At 64.4% G+C, this 15,789-nt stretch carries 16 protein-coding genes; 9 read left to right on the forward strand and 7 right to left on the reverse strand.

Features of this window, described 5'->3' with window-relative positions:
• Positions 1 to 24 precede the first annotated feature (24 nt).
• The 3 genes from A3AI_RS45060 to A3AI_RS0103315 are packed head-to-tail and all read left to right on the forward strand — an operon-like array spanning position 25 to position 2,576.
• Entirely contained in the window at positions 25 to 804 is a 780-nt protein-coding gene (locus A3AI_RS45060) for a J domain-containing protein (protein ID WP_024514211.1), read from the forward strand.
• 53 nt (positions 805 to 857) lie between these two features.
• Entirely contained in the window at positions 858 to 2,108 is a 1,251-nt protein-coding gene (locus tag A3AI_RS0103310) for a DUF763 domain-containing protein (protein ID WP_024514212.1), read from the forward strand.
• 3 nt (positions 2,109 to 2,111) lie between these two features.
• Entirely contained in the window at positions 2,112 to 2,576 is a 465-nt protein-coding gene (locus A3AI_RS0103315; RefSeq protein ID WP_024514213.1) for an NUDIX hydrolase, read from the forward strand.
• 37 nt (positions 2,577 to 2,613) lie between these two features.
• On the opposite strand, the gene A3AI_RS0103320 is transcribed toward A3AI_RS0103315, so the two are convergent.
• Positions 2,614 to 3,879 (reverse strand): serine hydrolase domain-containing protein, encoded by a 1,266-nt coding sequence (locus tag A3AI_RS0103320; RefSeq protein ID WP_051382269.1) that lies wholly within the window; start codon positions 3,877 to 3,879, stop codon positions 2,614 to 2,616.
• A gap of 113 nt (positions 3,880 to 3,992) precedes the next feature.
• Positions 3,993 to 5,924: an FAD-binding monooxygenase gene (locus tag A3AI_RS0103325; protein WP_024514215.1), complete on the reverse strand. Its 1,932-nt coding sequence runs from the start codon at positions 5,922 to 5,924 to the stop codon at positions 3,993 to 3,995.
• A 107-nt stretch (positions 5,925 to 6,031) separates the two neighbouring features.
• On the opposite strand from A3AI_RS0103325, the gene A3AI_RS0103330 reads away from it, so the two are divergent.
• A complete protein-coding gene (locus A3AI_RS0103330; protein ID WP_502685726.1) occupies positions 6,032 to 6,478 on the forward strand; it encodes a MarR family winged helix-turn-helix transcriptional regulator in 447 nt (148 codons plus the stop codon).
• Positions 6,479 to 6,529: 51 nt separating this feature from the next.
• Here the strand turns inward: A3AI_RS0103330 and A3AI_RS0103335 are convergent, their stop codons facing one another.
• Positions 6,530 to 7,357, reverse strand: coding sequence for a family 1 encapsulin nanocompartment shell protein (locus A3AI_RS0103335; RefSeq protein WP_024514217.1), 828 nt, complete (start codon positions 7,355 to 7,357; stop codon positions 6,530 to 6,532).
• Positions 7,350 to 8,423 carry a Dyp-type peroxidase gene (locus A3AI_RS0103340; RefSeq protein WP_024514218.1) on the reverse strand — a complete coding sequence of 358 codons (1,074 nt, stop codon included), beginning with the start codon at positions 8,421 to 8,423 and terminating at the stop codon, positions 7,350 to 7,352. Before A3AI_RS0103340 ends, A3AI_RS0103335 begins: the two co-directional genes overlap by 8 nt.
• Before the next feature lie 811 nt (positions 8,424 to 9,234).
• Here A3AI_RS0103340 and A3AI_RS49180 point away from each other — a divergent pair.
• The 3 genes from A3AI_RS49180 to A3AI_RS0103350 are packed head-to-tail and all read left to right on the forward strand — an operon-like array spanning position 9,235 to position 9,854.
• Positions 9,235 to 9,417 carry a type II toxin-antitoxin system RelE/ParE family toxin gene (locus A3AI_RS49180; protein ID WP_245286812.1) on the forward strand — a complete coding sequence of 61 codons (183 nt, stop codon included), beginning with the start codon at positions 9,235 to 9,237 and terminating at the stop codon, positions 9,415 to 9,417.
• Positions 9,418 to 9,420: 3 nt separating this feature from the next.
• The gene (locus tag A3AI_RS49185; RefSeq protein WP_245286813.1) at positions 9,421 to 9,576 is read left to right on the forward strand and encodes a type II toxin-antitoxin system RelE/ParE family toxin; all 156 of its coding nucleotides are present in this window, start codon (positions 9,421 to 9,423) and stop codon (positions 9,574 to 9,576) included.
• The gene (locus tag A3AI_RS0103350; protein WP_024514219.1) at positions 9,573 to 9,854 is read left to right on the forward strand and encodes a helix-turn-helix domain-containing protein; all 282 of its coding nucleotides are present in this window, start codon (positions 9,573 to 9,575) and stop codon (positions 9,852 to 9,854) included. Before A3AI_RS49185 ends, A3AI_RS0103350 begins: the two co-directional genes overlap by 4 nt.
• Before the next feature lie 268 nt (positions 9,855 to 10,122).
• On the opposite strand, the gene A3AI_RS0103355 is transcribed toward A3AI_RS0103350, so the two are convergent.
• Positions 10,123 to 11,544 carry an MFS transporter gene (locus tag A3AI_RS0103355; protein ID WP_024514220.1) on the reverse strand — a complete coding sequence of 474 codons (1,422 nt, stop codon included), beginning with the start codon at positions 11,542 to 11,544 and terminating at the stop codon, positions 10,123 to 10,125.
• Positions 11,545 to 11,644: 100 nt separating this feature from the next.
• On the opposite strand from A3AI_RS0103355, the gene A3AI_RS0103360 reads away from it, so the two are divergent.
• Positions 11,645 to 12,094 carry a MarR family winged helix-turn-helix transcriptional regulator gene (locus A3AI_RS0103360; RefSeq protein ID WP_024514221.1) on the forward strand — a complete coding sequence of 150 codons (450 nt, stop codon included), beginning with the start codon at positions 11,645 to 11,647 and terminating at the stop codon, positions 12,092 to 12,094.
• A 68-nt stretch (positions 12,095 to 12,162) separates the two neighbouring features.
• On the opposite strand, the gene A3AI_RS0103365 is transcribed toward A3AI_RS0103360, so the two are convergent.
• Together A3AI_RS0103365 and A3AI_RS0103370 are read right to left on the reverse strand one after the other, a co-directional pair.
• Complete coding sequence (locus A3AI_RS0103365; RefSeq protein WP_024514222.1) at positions 12,163 to 12,390, reverse strand: hypothetical protein; 228 nt, start codon at positions 12,388 to 12,390, stop codon at positions 12,163 to 12,165.
• Between the two features lie 119 nt (positions 12,391 to 12,509).
• Positions 12,510 to 12,905, reverse strand: a complete 396-nt coding sequence (locus A3AI_RS0103370; RefSeq protein ID WP_024514223.1) for a PRC-barrel domain-containing protein — start codon at positions 12,903 to 12,905, stop codon at positions 12,510 to 12,512.
• 197 nt (positions 12,906 to 13,102) lie between these two features.
• Here A3AI_RS0103370 and A3AI_RS0103375 point away from each other — a divergent pair, with 197 nt between their 5' ends.
• Positions 13,103 to 15,781 carry a bifunctional diguanylate cyclase/phosphodiesterase gene (locus tag A3AI_RS0103375; RefSeq protein ID WP_024514224.1) on the forward strand — a complete coding sequence of 893 codons (2,679 nt, stop codon included), beginning with the start codon at positions 13,103 to 13,105 and terminating at the stop codon, positions 15,779 to 15,781.
• The last annotated feature ends 8 nt before the right edge of the window (positions 15,782 to 15,789 follow it).

Here is a 15,789-nt window from a genome sequence, read left to right on the forward strand (position 1 = left end):
AGTAGACCGACCCGCGGGACGGCCATGGATACGCTTTACGATTTGCTCGGCGCACTGCCGCGCGACGACGCCGATGGTCTGCGGACCGCCTTTCGTCGGGCGGTGAAGGGGACACATCCCGATCTTAACCCTGGCGATCCCGATGCCGGGCAGAAATTCCGTCAGATCATGCGGGCCCAGGATATCCTCCTCGATGGCGAGCAGCGCGCTGTTTACGACCATCTGCTGGCGCTCGCCCGGCTCGAGGCGGCCGAGGATGCTGAACATGCCGCCCAAAATGCTCGCGCCGGGAAAATCCACCTGCTTGCCTCCTGGGTGATGACGCTTGCCGGCGCATCGGCCATTTCCATCGCCGGCCTGGCGCTGATTGCGCTGTTGTGGACCAGCACCGAGCCGGCCGCCGACACCGGGCTCGCAACCGACGAGCCCGCCCCGATCCAAGTCGCCACTGTGCCGGAGCAGCCTGCACCGACGCCGATGGCGTCGACCGAGGCGGCTACGCCCGCGGCGGTCGCACCAGCCGAGACCACCAATAGTGCGTTGCCGCCGCTCGGCCCCCCGCTTGATATCACGCCGCCACCCGGGCCACCCACGCTGGACCGTACGCGCAGCTTCAACCGCGCCTTCGCCGACATCTCCCATGGTAAGCATCCGGGGAAAGCTGGTCGTTCCGCGAACGCCAAGAAGAAGGGCTCGGACGCGGCTGAGGGCGGAGCCGGACCCACGCCGCCCACCCCGCCGCGGCACGCGGCGGCCAACGACCTTTCGCGGCTGGAAAGCGCGCCGTTCAGCCCGCGGCCGTGAAGCGCGATTGATCCGCCCTTGATTTCGTAAGCCGAACCGCGCCAGATGCCGTCATGGCCCGACGCACCGGCAGCGCCGATCTTCCGCTCCATACCGGCAGGGTACCACCCTGGCTTGCCACGCGCATGGCCTCGCTCGGCGCGATCATCACGCAGGCGATCGTGCATCATTACGGGCGCGAGGAGTTCCTGCAGCGGCTGGCGCATCCCTTCTGGTTTCAATCCTTCGGCGCGGTCATGGGGATGGACTGGCACTCCTCCGGCATCACCACCAGCGTGATCGGCGCGCTGAAGCGTGGGCTGACACCGCTCGCAGGCGAACTCGGCATCCATGTCTGCGGCGGACGCGGCCAGCATTCGCGCAAGACGCCGGACGAGCTTCGGCTGCTTGCCGAGCGCATCGGCTTCGACGGCGCGAAGCTGACGCAGGCGAGCCGTCTCGTCGCCAAGGTCGACAGCGCCGCCGTGCAGGACGGCTTCGATCTCTATCTGCACGGCTTCTTCGTCACCGACGACGGCAAATGGACCGTGGTTCAGCAGGGCATGAACGGCGAGGCGCGGCAAGCGCGCCGCTATCACTGGCACTCCCAGGATTTGCGCGATTTCGTCGACGCCCCGCACAGCGCCATCGACGGCCCGCCGAAGGGCGAGATCGTCAATCTGACCGACCGCCGCGCCAAGGTTTCGCGCGGCGCACAGCTTGAGCTGTTGAGCAGGCTCGGACCGGACCGCATTGTCGCCGAATATGAGGCGCTGACCGGCGAGCCGCCTGCCCAGGCACTGCTGCCGCATCTCGTGATGCCAGCGCATCATGACGTCAGGCCGAAGGACGTGTTCGCGCGCCGCCTGCACGCGACGCTCGCCGCCGCAGAAACTCAAGGGCCGGCCGATTTCGCCGATCTGCTGCTGACCCCAGGCGTCGGCGCACGCACGGTGCGGTCGCTCGCCATGGTCGCCGAAGTCGTGCACGGCGCGCCCTATCGCTTCCAGGATCCGGCGCGTTTTTCATTGGCCCATGGCGGCAAGGACCGGCATCCCTTCCCGGTGCCGATCAAGGTCTATGACGAGACCATCCGCATGCTCAAATCGGCGGTTCAAAACGCCAGGCTCGGCCGCGACGAAGAACTCGGCGCCATCAAGCGCCTTGACGACCAGGCGCGCCGGCTGGAGCGCAACGCCACGGGCCCCTCCTTCGAGGCCTTTGTCGCCACCGAGCGCGCGGCTTCTCCCGATCTCGACGGACGCAGCGTGTTCGGCTGGGAGCGCGACCTTGTGGGCCGCGCGAAGGCCGAAGGCGCGAAGTGAGCCATGCCGGCCAAGAGCGCGGGCGTTCTTGCCTATCGGACGAAGGCGGGCCGGCTCGAGGTCCTGCTGGTGCATCCGGGTGGGCCGTACTGGGCGAACAAGGACGACGGCGCGTGGTCGATCCCCAAGGGCGAGTACGGTGCGGGGGAAAGCCCGGAAGGCGTCGCCCGGCGGGAGTTTGCTGAAGAGCTTGGGGTTGAGCTTTCCGCAGCGCTGGAACCGCTCGGCGAAATCCGGCAACGCGGAGGCAAAGTGGTCACGGCTTTTGCCGCTGCTTTCGATGTCGATGTCACGACCATCACCAGCAACACGTTTGAGATCGAATGGCCACCGCGAAGCGGCAAGCGCCAGAGTTTTCCCGAAGTCGATCGCGCCGTCTGGTTCGCTCTCGTCAGCGCCAGGGAGAAGATCAACGCAGCGCAGCGGGAGTTCTTGAAGCGGCTCGCGGCGATGCGGGGCAAGCCGTAGACCGCGCGAATAGCCTCGGTCCAGGACTGACGAGGCCTTACGCCTGCTTCACGGCGCGACAGATGCCGCGCTCGAAATGCCTATAGGCCGAGAGCGCGTGGTCGTCAGCGAAGGGCAATATCTGCATCATGATCACGCCCGCCAGTCCCATGGTCGGATCGATCCAGTAATAGGTGTTGAACAGCCCGGCCCAGGTCAGGCTGCCGGCCCTGCGGCCATCCGTGACGGGATCGAGGTTGATCATGTGGCCAAGCCCCCAGCGCAAGCGCTTGCCGGGGAAGAAATCCACATCGTTCGACAGTGCCGGATTGGTGGTCTTCATGTGGCCAGCCTGGAGATTGCCGATCTGATTCTCGGCCATCAGCGCCACGGTCTTAGGTTGCAGGATCCCGGCGCCGCGCAAGCTACCGCCATTGAGCAGCACCTGCAGCAGGGTCAGATAATCCGACGCGGTGGAATAGATGCCGCCACCACCGGCAAAGCTGGTCTGCGGCACCTGTTTCTCCAGTGGCTGCGGCACCAGCAGGCCGCTCGCCTCACGCACGTGCAAGCTCGCCTCGCGTGCCCGCTGCTTCTCGTTCAGCGAAAAGCCGGTGTCATCCATGCCAAGGGGGCCCGTGATGTGATCGCGGAAATAGCGGTCGAGATTTTGTCCGCTTGCGATCTCCACCATGCGGCCGACATAGTCGAGGCTGCCGCCATAGGCCCAGCGCGAGCCGGGCTCGAACAACAGCGGCCGCCGCGGCAGGTCCCTGTGCTGGTGCGCGGCCTTCAAATAACGCACCACATTCTCATCCCACAGCGGGTAGCTGAAGCCTGACGTGTGCGACAGCAATTGCCGCAGCGTCACCGGATGATTTGCGGCGCGAAGCCGCGGCACGCCCTTTGGATCGAAACCGGTCAGCACCTCGACCGTGGCAAGCGACGGATCGATGTTCGCGGCCGGCTCGTCCAGCTGCAGCCTGCCCTGCTCGACGAGCTGCAGCGCCGCAACCGAGGTGAGCAGCTTCACCATCGAGGCGATACGGAACACTGTGTCGGTCGACATCCGCGCGCCATCGGTCATGTTGCGGAAACCGAACGCGCCCTCGTACAGCCGCCGCTCGCCATTCGCCGCCATGGCAACGACGCCAGGGATTTCTCCAGCCTCGACCTTGGCGCGCAGGGCGCGGTCGATGTCCGCGCCATGAACGGGTTCCTGCAGCGGCGCCGCAAACGCGCAGCCAGCGCGGAGCGGGATCACGCCCGCCGCCGCACACGCCATCGTCCGCAACAATGCTTCACGCCGCGTAAGAAAGCCCATGACGTTTCCTGCAGGCCGCCCCGAAGACGCGGCGAGCTTAAACCAGATTCGCTGGCGCGTCGAAATCCTTGCGCGTGCTTTCGGCGCTTTCGCCCTGGAACTCTTGAGCGCAGCTACTTGCCCTCAGGCCGCACCATGAAGCCGTCGAAGAACGCCGCGAGCTCGGCATACGCGTCGAGCGACAGCACGTGGGCGACGTATTGATCCGGCCGCACCACGATCATGCACCCCTTGTCACGATCGATGCCGCGCGTGGCGAAGATGTCGTGGCCGGCCTTTAGATCGGGGCAAAACATCTTCTCGTAATCGAGAAGTCCGTAACGTCCCTTGCGCGGCAGCAGGAAGCTTGGCATGGCGCCGATCGCAAGCTCGCGATGGGCCTGCTGGAAGACGGCGCGGACATCGATGACGGAATCGATGTCGGCTCCATCGGGCGTGTAGCGCCGCACCGGCGACTGCCGCCCCTCGGCGAGGAAGTCGCATAAGCCGCGGATGGCCGATGCTGACGAAGCAGGATCGCCGCTGCTTGCGAAGGCATAGATGCGCCAGCGCCCGTCGGCTTCGGCAATGTGGCCGAGGTGCAGCGGCTTGCCATCCGCGAGACGAATGACAGGCGCCGAATGGAAACGCTTGCCGATCGGGAGACCCTTGGCCAGATGCTGGTATTTTGACTCGCCGGTCAGCATCGATGGACGGTAATGCGTCGCGGTGCCCGCGGTGTAGCGGCCGTGCTGGACAAAATAGCGCTGGGTCTCGGCGGGATCGAACCCCTCACCCGCGCCCTTGTCTGATGCAAGGATCGCGGCCCATTCGCGATCGAAGTCGATCAATTCCTTCGCAACCGCCTGGCGTTCCGCGGAGTAGGTATGGAGCAGCAGCGGCGCGCAGCGCTTGCGCAGCACCGATGCCAGCTTCCAGCCGAGATTGAAAGCGTCCTGCATGGAGACGTTCATGCCCTGCCCCGCTTTCGGGCTGTGGGTGTGGCAGGCGTCTCCAGTTATGAAGACACGCGGCAGGCGCGTTGCGAGCTCCGCTTCCGGCACGTCGTCGAACTTGTCGGTGAGCCGCTGGCCGATCTCGTAGACCGACCACCAGGCGATCTCCTTCACCTCAAGCGTATAAGGCTTGAAGATCCGCCGCGCCTTGGCGATCACCTCGTCCGAGGTGATGTTGCGGTTGGCGACGCGCTCGCCGATCTCGAGCTTGGCGAGCTCGACATAGAGCCGGACCAGGTAACCGCCCTCGCGCGGAATGATGAGCAGGCTGCCCTCGGTCGCCGACTGGATCAGCGCCTTGAAGCGGATATCGGGGAAATCGGTGACTGCGAGCACATCCATCACGCCCCAGGCGTGATTGGCGGAATCGCCGTGCAGCTCGCGGCCGATCGCCTTGCGCACCGTCGAGCGCGCGCCATCACAGCCGACCACATAGCGCGCCCTTACCGTCTCGACCTGCCCCTCATGTTCGGGATCGATCCGCTCCAGCCGCACAGTCACCGCGTGATCCTCGACGCGCGCGGCCGGATCGATCTGCAGATCGAGCAGGCGTCGCGAATAATGCGGCTCCAGCCTGGCGGGCGCGTGGCGCATGACATCAAGGAAGCAGTCGTGCACCCGCGCCTGGTTCAGGATCACATGCGGAAATTCCGACAAGCCGTCCTCGACATCCTGCACCCAGCCACTGCGCACGATATTGTCGCTGTTGTTGTCGTCGGGCTTCCAGAAGCTCGTCTCATTGACCCAATAGGATTCTTTCAGCACGCGTTCGCTGAAGCCATAGGCGTTGAACATCTCCATGGTGCGGCAGGCGACGCCGTCGGCCTGGCCGACCAGCAAACGTCCGGGCTTCTGCTCGACAATGCAGGTCTTGATGTCGGGGAATGCAGCGAGCTGTGCGGCGAGCGTCAGGCCGGCTGGCCCGCAGCCGACGATGAGGACATCGACTTCCTGCGGCAGAGCCTCGCTCGCGCGAGGAGCCGAATAGCGGTCGGCGGGGTCGGCGATGGTGGGATCGCCCGGCATGAAGCCGTTCTGATGGAACTGCATGCGACTGCTCCTCCCGCTTTGGAATTCGTTATTGATCAGCATACTGATCATCAGTATACTTGTCAAGAAATTGCGATTCGGAGGATTCGGTGAGAGAACCCAATGAGATGCCTGGCCATCTGGCCCGCCGCTTTCAGCAGATCGCGGTGGCCGTGTTCCTGGCTGAGATCGAGGACGCAGGCTTCGACCTCACGCCGGTACAATACGCAGCACTTGCGACCATCAAAGCCAATCCGGCAATCGACCAGATCACGTTGGCCGGCCAGATCGCCTATGACCGCACCACCATCACCGGCGTCGTCGATCGCCTGGTGCAGAAGGGCCTCGTGCTTCGCCAGACCAGTAGCCGCGACCGCCGCGCGCGGGAGCTGACGATCACCGACGCCGGCCGGACAACGCTGCGCAGAATCACGCCGGCGGTGGAAGCGGCCCAGCAGACCATGCTGCGTGGCCTGACCGAGACGGAAGCGGCGGAACTGATGCGTCTGTTGCGCAAGGCGATCGCCGCCGGCAACGAGCTGAGCCGCGCACCGTTGCGGGAGAATGCAGGATGATTGGCGAGACGATTCCCGGGTATCGCTTCGTTTATGCGGGCTTCGCCGCTCTTACCCCTTCCCCTTGGCCGGAGTTGCGGCCGGTGGCGACAACGCGACTGAAGCTTCGCTGGTGAGCAGGAAAAAGGTGAATGTCTCCTGCAGGTAGAGGCGCACGACGCTGTCGGTATGGCTCAGATAGCCAATCGAGACGTCCTGGCCGATCTGCAGGTCGAAATCGCCGCCGCGAGTGGTGAGCACGAAGGCGCCTTCGAGCGCCGGCGCCCAGATGATGTCGTCCTTGACGAGCTTCTTCACGTGATCGAGCACCGGATAGCCGTTGTCGGTGGTCTCGGCGAGCGCCGTATAGGCGGCAGCGCCGAGCACGACCGAATACGGGCCGTTGACACCGGCAAGGCGCAGCTTGCTCAGCGCCTGCGCAATCGCGTCAGGATATTCGCGCACATCGGCCGGCAGCGTCATGATCGGATTGCTCGTGCCCTGCCGGATGCCGCCGATACCGGCCGCCGCATAGCCTTCGAAAATGGCGCGGTCCTCGGCATAGGCAATCTTCTGCGCGGCGTCCTTCGCCGGCTGCCAGTCGGAATCGTTCGACCCGCGCTCGACGTCGTCGATCTGCTGCCGATCCAACTCGAACGGAACGCGCACTTCGACCAGCGCCCTCACCTCGCGCTGGCGCGCGAGCACGCCGTCGCCGGGAGCCGCGATGGTCTTGAGATGGCCGGTCCCCACGGCAGAAAGCCCGACGCCGCCCGGCCCGTCGACATCGACCACACGCCGTCCCGCGAGATAGCGCTTCAGCGTGCGCGTGGTCTCCTCCTCGATCTGCGCCCACGCCGCGTCCGAAATCGGGGCGAGCTCGCGGTGAAGGTTATTCATGATTGCGTTCTCCTTTGAGCGAGCCGATGCCGAGTGAGCCGTCGGGACTGTTGCCCGCGGATGATGAGGAATCAGTTGTCGGAGCCGCGGGCGCTGCCGCCGGCTGTCCGTCGGCAGTGACCGAATCGAGGAACGTTGCCGACGGCACGAAGAACAGCGTTCCCGTCACCGGGCGGCTGAAATCGAGCAGCCGGTCGTAATTCCCGGGCGGCTTGCCGATGAACATGTTCTCGATCATCTGCTCGGTCACCCGCGGCGTGCGGCAATAACCGATGAAATAGGTGCCGAACTCGCCGGAGCCGACCTGGCCGAACGGCATATTGTCGCGCACGATATCGCGCTGCTCGCCATTCTCGGTGATCACGGTGAGCGCGTTGTGTGCCGAACTCGGCTTGACGGCATCGTCGAGCTCGATGTCGGCCAGCTTGGTGCGCCCGATGATGCGCTCCTGCGTCTCCGTGGGCAGCGCGTTCCAGCCGTCCATGTCATGCACATATTTCTGCGTGATCACGTAGCTGCCGCCGGCAAAGGCGGGATCCTCCTCGCCGATGATGGCAGCGTCGATCACCTCCTGTCCGCGCGGATTCTCGGTGCCATCGACAAAGCCGAGCAGATCGCGGTCATCGAAATAGCGGAAGCCATGGACCTCCTCGACCGCAGTGACCGCCGTGCCCAGCCGCGCCATGATCTGCATCGCCATCTCGAAGCACAGATCCATCCGCTTCGAGCGGATGTGAAACAGGAGGTCGCCCGCCGTCGCGACCGCATGGCGCGCGCCGGCCTTGAACTCGCGGAATGGATGGAGCTCGGCCGGTCGCGGCTCGCCGAACAGCCGGTCCCACGCCTCGGAGCCGATGCCCATCACGCAGGAGAGGCCTGCTTCGAGATCGCGAAATTCGACCGCGCGAATGAGGCCCGCGAGGTCAGCGCAGAACGCGCGCACGGCCGCTTCGCTGTCTGGACCGGGATTGATGGTGACGACAAGGAAAACAGCAGCGCGCGACAGCGGCGCGGCGACGGGCTGGGCAACCACTCCCGGTTCGTCTCCAGCATTGGGAGCGGCCATCAAGAACTCCAGACATCTTCAAGCGGCATCCGGCAGGGACGCGTCAGCTCTTCTCTATCGCGCTTGTTACAGAATTACCATTGCCCGTGCGTGACGTCACCCAGCAAGCCATGTTCTCGCGGCGCGCTCGGCGTCCGAGTTTTGCATTTTCGTTGGCCCTCGATGTGCAGAGGGCGCAGGGAAGGCCGGGTGCCCGCTGCACCCGTGGGCCCCGCGCGGAAAAAAGTATGCGGGGCGCGTGAACCACAGGTACAGGCGGATACACTCCGGCCTTCCCTGCGCAATGGTTTACGGCTTATACGTACTCTCCCCGGTGAACCAGCGTTTGCCACCGTCACCCGCGTGATGCGCAAGCATCATCGCGAGTTTGGCGCCTGCATGGGCGCGCCAGGACCACACGACTTCGCCGTCCGCAGCACGCCTTCACCAGAACATCCGGCGGTTAAAAACCCGCAACTGCCGAAAGCCCAACGAAGCCGGGTCAACGTCGCCTCGCCTTGCGCCGCTGCCGCGTCCATCGCATTCCGTCTCACGTTTCGTGACGTTGGCGACACGCCCCTCCGACCGAAACGGAACGGGGCGGAGCATACGGCTGATTTTAGATTTCGGAAAACAGGAATATTTTTGAGCGGAGGGATTGACGGGCTTTTGCGAGCGGCGCCCGCCGGGCAAATCAGTTGGCAAGCATAGCGCGCGCAAGGCGCCTGTTTGACCGCGAAGCGTGGGCAGGGCGATAAGCGGAGCTTGAACCCCACCATTCGTCCAAAATCGCCTGCTCATCAGGCTACGCCTGCTTGATTATATCTCAAAAATGAGATACAGACTGAACGTGGTTTGGCGGGTCGAAATCCTCAACGAGGCGGTCGCCGCGGAAATCGGCGCCCTTCCGGCCGATATGCAGGCGCGATTTCTGCGGCTTGCGGAGCGCATCACAACGACCGGGTTGGAGAGCCTGGGGGAGCCGCATGTCAAGCACCTGGAAGGGAAACTGTAGGAATTGCGGCTGACGGGTCGCGATGGAATTGCTCGAGCGCTCTATGTCACGGCGGTTGACCGAAATGTGGTCGTGGTTCGCGCGTTCGTGAAAAAGACGCAAAAAACTCCGCGCTCCGAGATTGAGATCGCCCTGCAGCGAGCAAAGGAAATCACATGACAATCCCGTTCGAAAAGCTCAAAGCCCGCCTGCTGGCGAATCCTAAGGTCAGAGCAGAATATGACGCTCTCGCTCCGGAGTTCGAAATCGCGGCGGAGTTGCTTAGGGCTCGCCTGCGCGCAGGTCTCTCGCAAGCCGATCTCGCTGCGCGCATGGGGACCAGCCAATCCGCGATCGCCCGGCTTGAGAGCGGTCAAACGCTGCCGAGCACGAAGACGCTATTGCGCTATGCGGAGGCAACCGGCAGCAAGTTTCATGTGCGGCTGTCGGCGGCGTGATGGGGCCTGAAAAGCACGATGCAATTTTGATTGAAGGTTGGTGTCGGAGTCTGGGTCCACCTCTCCCATCGGGAGAGGTCGGGTCGCATCGCAAGATGCGATCCGGGTGAGGGGTTACGGTCTCTGGATCATGCCGCGGCCCCTCACCCGGATCGCGCCGGACGATGCTGCGCATCGCCGGGAGCGATCCGACCTCTCCCCTCTGGGGAGAGGTGGGCCGCAACACTGGTCGCGTCGCTTCGCTCCATTTGCGAACCGCCGGCGTGAGCTATCTCCGCCGCCTGATATAGAAATAGTTCGGCACGAGCCCCAGCAGGGCGACGCCCGCCATGATCCACCAGCCGCGATGGAAGGCGGCGACGCGCTCGCTTACGGTGGCGGGGGTGCCGATGATGGCGACGAACAGGGCCACGCCGATCGCGAGCGCGGCCTGCCGGATCATGTTGACGACGCCTGAGCCGGTGGCGAACAGGTTCGGCGGCAGCGAACCGGCGCTCACGCCCATCAGGGTTGGAAAGGTCAGCCCGACGCCGATGCCAACAAGGACCAGCCCGCCGACGATCGTCGGCATGTCCGGCTCGACGCCGATCATGCTCGCCCAGACAATCAGGCCGCCCGCGAACAGGATGACGCCTGATGTCACCACACTGGCCGCGCCGAACCGGGCGATCAGCCGTCCGGCAAACAACAACGAAGTGATGGGCACGCAGAGTGGTCCGGGCGCGATGGCAAGGCCGGTCTTGAGCGCCGACCAGCCCCATGCCGTCTGCTCCCACAGCGCAACCGAAAGCAGCATCGCGCCGAAGCCCGCGGAATAAGGCGCCATCACCAGCGACGCGCCGGTAAACGCCCGCACCTTGAACAGCGCGGGATCTACGAAGGGATTTTTTGAGCCGACGCAGTGGCGCACGAATGCAACGAGCGTGACAAGCGCAACCGCGAAGCTGCCGATGACGCCGGCCGACGCCCAGCCCCAGTCACTGGCCTTCACGATGCCAAAACTCAGCGCGCCGATGCCGAGCGTCACCAGCAGCGCCGCCCAGGAATTCGGACGCGGCACGTCATGACCCGGCACCTCCGGGAGCTTCCACCATCCGATCAGGATCGCGACCAGGCCGATGGGTACGTTGACGATGAAGATCCAGCGCCAGCTGATCGTCACCAGCACCCCGCCGGCGAGTGGGCCGAGCGCCGCGGCCAGTCCGCCGATCGCGGTCCATGTTCGGACAGCGCCGGCGCGGCGGTCGGGAGCAAAGGACGCGAGCAGCAGTCCGAGCGAGGTCGGCGTCATCAGCGCCGCGCCTGCCGCCTGCACCACGCGAAACGCGACGAGTGTCTCGACGTTGAACGCCGCGGCGCAGGCGGCCGACGCCGCCGTGAACAGCGCGACCCCGAGCAGGAAGCTCGCATTGCGCCTGTAGCGCTCGACCAGCCGTCCGAAGAACACCAGTAGCGCAGCATAGGCGATGGCGTAGCCGTTCAGCACCCAGGACAGGTCCTCCAGCGAGGCGCCGCGAAAATCCCGCGCAATGTTCGGCAGGCCGACATTGACGATGAAGAGATCGAGATTGGCAAGGCAGATGCCGACACAGACGATCGCGAGGACCTGGTTGGGAGTGGCCGCCCCGCGCTGCAGCGCGAAGGCACTGCCGGTGCGCAGATCCATGGTTTCCAGTTCGACATCCGACATCCTGTCCATCCCATTTAGATGCATATGCACCTATTGCTATTAAGTGTATATGCATCTATTGTCAAGCTTGGCTTGGGCGGGACGCTGATGGAAACAAAGGATGACGGAAAGAGAAACGGTCCGCTGCAATGTCACGGCCTTCCGCAAGGCGACGCGGCATATCTCGCAGCTCTATGACACGATGCTCGCCGAATCCGGCCTGCGCGCCACCCAGCGCGCTATTCTCGTCAATGTCGCGCGAGAGGGCTCGCCGACCATGAGCGAACTTGCAGCGGCCCTGGTGCTGGACCGCACAGCGCTCAACCACAATCTGAAGCCGCTGCAGCGCGATGGCCTGATCGCAATCGCCGCCGACCCTGACGACCGGCGTAGCAAGCGCATCCGGCTCACGCGGCGCGGCGAAGCAAGGCTCGCGGAATCCGAGGCAGCCTGGAAACGCGCGCAGGACATTTTCGAGACCGCGTTCGGACCGAAGGAAGCGGCGGTGCTGCGCAAAACGCTCACGCTCGTCGCGTCGCTGGATTTCTCGGCGGCGGGAGAGCCCGTTTGATCTTGCCGCTTTTCCAGTCTGAACGCTGACGGCAGCGAGATTTCGTCAAGGTGAGGCGTGCCCTCTCCCTACATGCCGTGACTCTGAAACACGCTGCTGCATGCCTTCGACAGCCGCGCCCGGTGCTGCTGCAGGCACTGCTGGACGGCCGTGTCGTTGCCGAGCACATTCCGGCAGAAGCGTGAGGCATCGTGAGAGCATGCGCGCTGCTCGTCGGGCGAACCCATATGACCCTGGGCAAAGGCTGAAGATATTGGCGACAGGACGACGAGAAGCATCAAAGCGATGTTGCGCATATATCTGATCCAATCCATGATGAAAGCGCCGCGATACTAGCAAAGTCTGCCTCGCAGCGCGCTGAAAATTCCGGCCGCGGTTCAGCACCGCGGCCGAGGATAGAGGCAATGGTTTCCCGTCAGGACTTCTTGTCCGGCACCCAGGCTGTGCTCGCCTTGTCGTATTTGAAGCCGGGCGCGTTTTTCAGGCCATCCTTGGTCGCATCCAGCGTCAGCCACCATTTGTCGTTCTTCTTGGTGGTCTTCACATCCGAGAAGGGAACGATGACATCCTTCTCGCCCGCGCCCAGGAACCCGCCGACACCGACGACAAGTCCGGTGATCTTTCCGCCCTTGTCGACCAGCACATCATCGATGTCGCCGATCTTGGTCTCCTTGGGGTCGTAGACCGACTGCTTGTAGTAGTTCGTGACGGTCCAGCTTTCCGACGGCGCGGCACTCATCGTTGTCGAGGCGGCATAGGCGCTCGTGACGAGAGCGGCAGCCGACAGGCATCCAAGAACAAGCTTCTTCATATGGTCCTCCTCCAAAAGGGTCGGCCGGATAACGGTGTCTGAAACGCGATGTTCCGGACGGGAAACCAGAACACAGCAAAAGAGCTGCCGGCGACTATCATGGCCAGAGCAAGCCAATGATTAATGGTTCCCTAACCCTCCTTGCTAACTCAGCCTTGGCGTTTCCCCGCCATATTCGGCGCGAGGGGGAGGGATCGATGACCACGACAGACGGGGAGCCGACGCGCCGTGCTTTGCACGGTCCGTACCCCTATGCCGACGGTTTGCGCCGTTCGCCCCTGACCTGGCTGATCGTGGCCGGTCTCGTGTTGATGACGGCGATCGCCGTCGGCACCGGACTTGCGGTCGAGCGCTTCAGGCAGGACGCGATCGCCGAAGGGAGCAAGGGACTGGAGAGCGCCGTGCTGCTGCTCCAGCGCCACTTCGACCGGCAGTTCGAGGATTTCTCCGTCCTGCAGAACAGCATCATCGCCGAGCTGGAAAGCCACGGCATCGAGTCGCCCGACGCCTTCCGCAGCGAGATGGCGACGCTCGCCGTTCACGAGGTCATTCGCGCGCAGTCCAGCGGCTGGGCGGACGTCGCCGGCGCCAACGTCTTCGATGCCGACGGCGTGCTGATCAACTCGACGCAACGCTGGCCGGTCGCCGATGTGCGCATCGCCGACCGCGACTATTTCAAGCGACTCAAGAACGATCCGGCCCTTGCCGAGGAGGTTGAGGTCGTCGCCGGCCGCTTCTCGCCTGCGAAAGCGATCGTGTTTGCGCGGCGCGTCTCGGGGCCGCATGGCGAATTCCTTGGGCTGGTGGCGCGCGCGATTCCGCCCGAGCTGCTGGAAAGCTTTTTCGCGTCCGCGGGCCTGGGCGCGGAAGCTGCCGTGGCCATGCATCACGAGAACGGACAGCTGCTGGCGCGATATCCGCATGCCGAAGCACTGATCGGCCTGAACTTCAGGAAAGGGCCTTCGGGCCAGAAGTCGGTGTTCGATGAGCCCTACGTGACGACGCGGCTGACCAGCCCGATGGACGGCAAGGACAGGCTGGTTGCCTCGCGCAGGCTGACGACCGAGCCGCTGGTGATCGTCGCCACCAGAAGCCTCGATGCGACGCTCGCGACCTGGCGCTCCCAGACCAAATTCTTCGTTGCAGTCGCCGCCGTCTCGATCCTGCTGATCGTGATCACGCTCTACCTGATCTTCCGCCAGATGACGCGGCGGCTCAGTGTCGAGAAGCAGCGGCTGGATTCCGCGATCAACAACATGACGCAGGGACTGCTGCTGTTCGATGCCAACGAGCGGCTCATCGTCTGCAACCGCGGCTATATCGACATGTACGGTCTGTCGCCCGACGTGGTGAAGCCCGGCTGCAAATTCCGCGACCTGCTCCTGCATCGGCAGGAGACCGGCTCCTTCACTGGAGACATCGACGCCTATTGCGACGCCGTGATCGAGAACACCCATCGCTCGCACTGCTCGATCGTGGAGACGTCCGATGGCCGTCTGGTCGAGATCAGGAACGTCCCGGTCGCCTCGGGCGGATGGCTCGCGACCCATGAGGATGTCACCGAACGCATCAAGGCCGAGGAGCGGATCGCGCATCTTGCGCATTATGACGCGCTGACCGATCTTCCCAATCGCGTCTTGATGCGGGGTCATCTCCAGCGGCGTGTCGCCGAGCTCGCCGACGGCAAGCCGTTTTCGATCTTCTATATCGATGTCGACGAGTTCAAGACCGTGAACGACACGCTTGGCCACGAGGCCGGCGACGAACTGCTGCGGCAGGTCGCAGCAAGGCTGCGCAGCTGCGTCGGCGCGCATGACCTTGTGGCACGGCTTGGCGGCGACGAATTCGCGATCATCAAGGCGGGCACGCGCGAGCGGGACGCGCTGACGGCGCTTGCGGACGAGATCATGCTCAAGCTCCAGGCGCCCGTCGCCTGCAAGGGCCAGGAGCTGCCGATCGACGCCTCGATCGGCATCGCGATTGCGCCGGACCATGGCGCCAGCATCGAGGACCTGCTCAAGAATGCGGATCTTGCGATGTATGCGGCCAAGTCGGACGGCCGCCGCACCTATCGCTTCTTCACGCCGGAGCTCGACGCCCGGCTCCGCACCCGCCGCCAGATGGAGCTCGATCTGCGCGAGGCGCTGGCGCGCGGCCATTTCGACATTCACTACCAGCCGCTGGTCGACCTGGTGACGGACACCGTAACCGGCTGCGAGGCACTGCTGCGCTGGCGCCATCCCGAGCGCGGCATGATCTCGCCAGCCGAGTTCATCCCCGTTGCCGAGGAGACCGGGCTGATCAACGAGATCGGCGAATGGGTGCTCAGGCGCGCCTGCGCCGAGGCGGCCTCCTGGCCCGCCCACGTCACGCTCGCGGTCAATGTCTCTCCCGTCCAGTTCAAGTCCAAGACGCTGGCGCTGCGCGTGGCGACCGCGCTGGAGAGCTCAGGGTTGGCGCCGAACCGTCTCGAGATCGAGGTCACCGAAGCCGTGCTGATCCGTGACGATGACGAGGCGCTGACCATCCTGCATCAACTGCGCGATCTCGGCGTCCGGATCGCGCTCGACGATTTCGGCACCGGCTATTCGTCGCTGAGCTATCTGCGCCGTTTCCCGTTCGACAAGATCAAGATCGACCGCAGCTTTGTGAAGGACATCAGCGACGCGGACGGGTCCTCGACCATCGTCCAGGCGGTCGTGACCATGGCGTCGGCCTGCCAGATGTCGACCACGGCCGAAGGCGTGGAGACCGAGGCCCAACGCGAGATCCTGCGCCAGCTCGGCTGCAGCCAGATGCAGGGATTCCTGTTCAGTCCCGCGGTGCCGGCGGCGAAGCTGCAACCCCTGCTCGAGAAGACGATCGTTGCGGCTTGAAATGGCGC

Origin of the sequence: Bradyrhizobium sp. Tv2a-2 (assembly GCF_000472425.1) — a bacterium.
GTDB lineage: Bacteria > Pseudomonadota > Alphaproteobacteria > Rhizobiales > Xanthobacteraceae > Bradyrhizobium.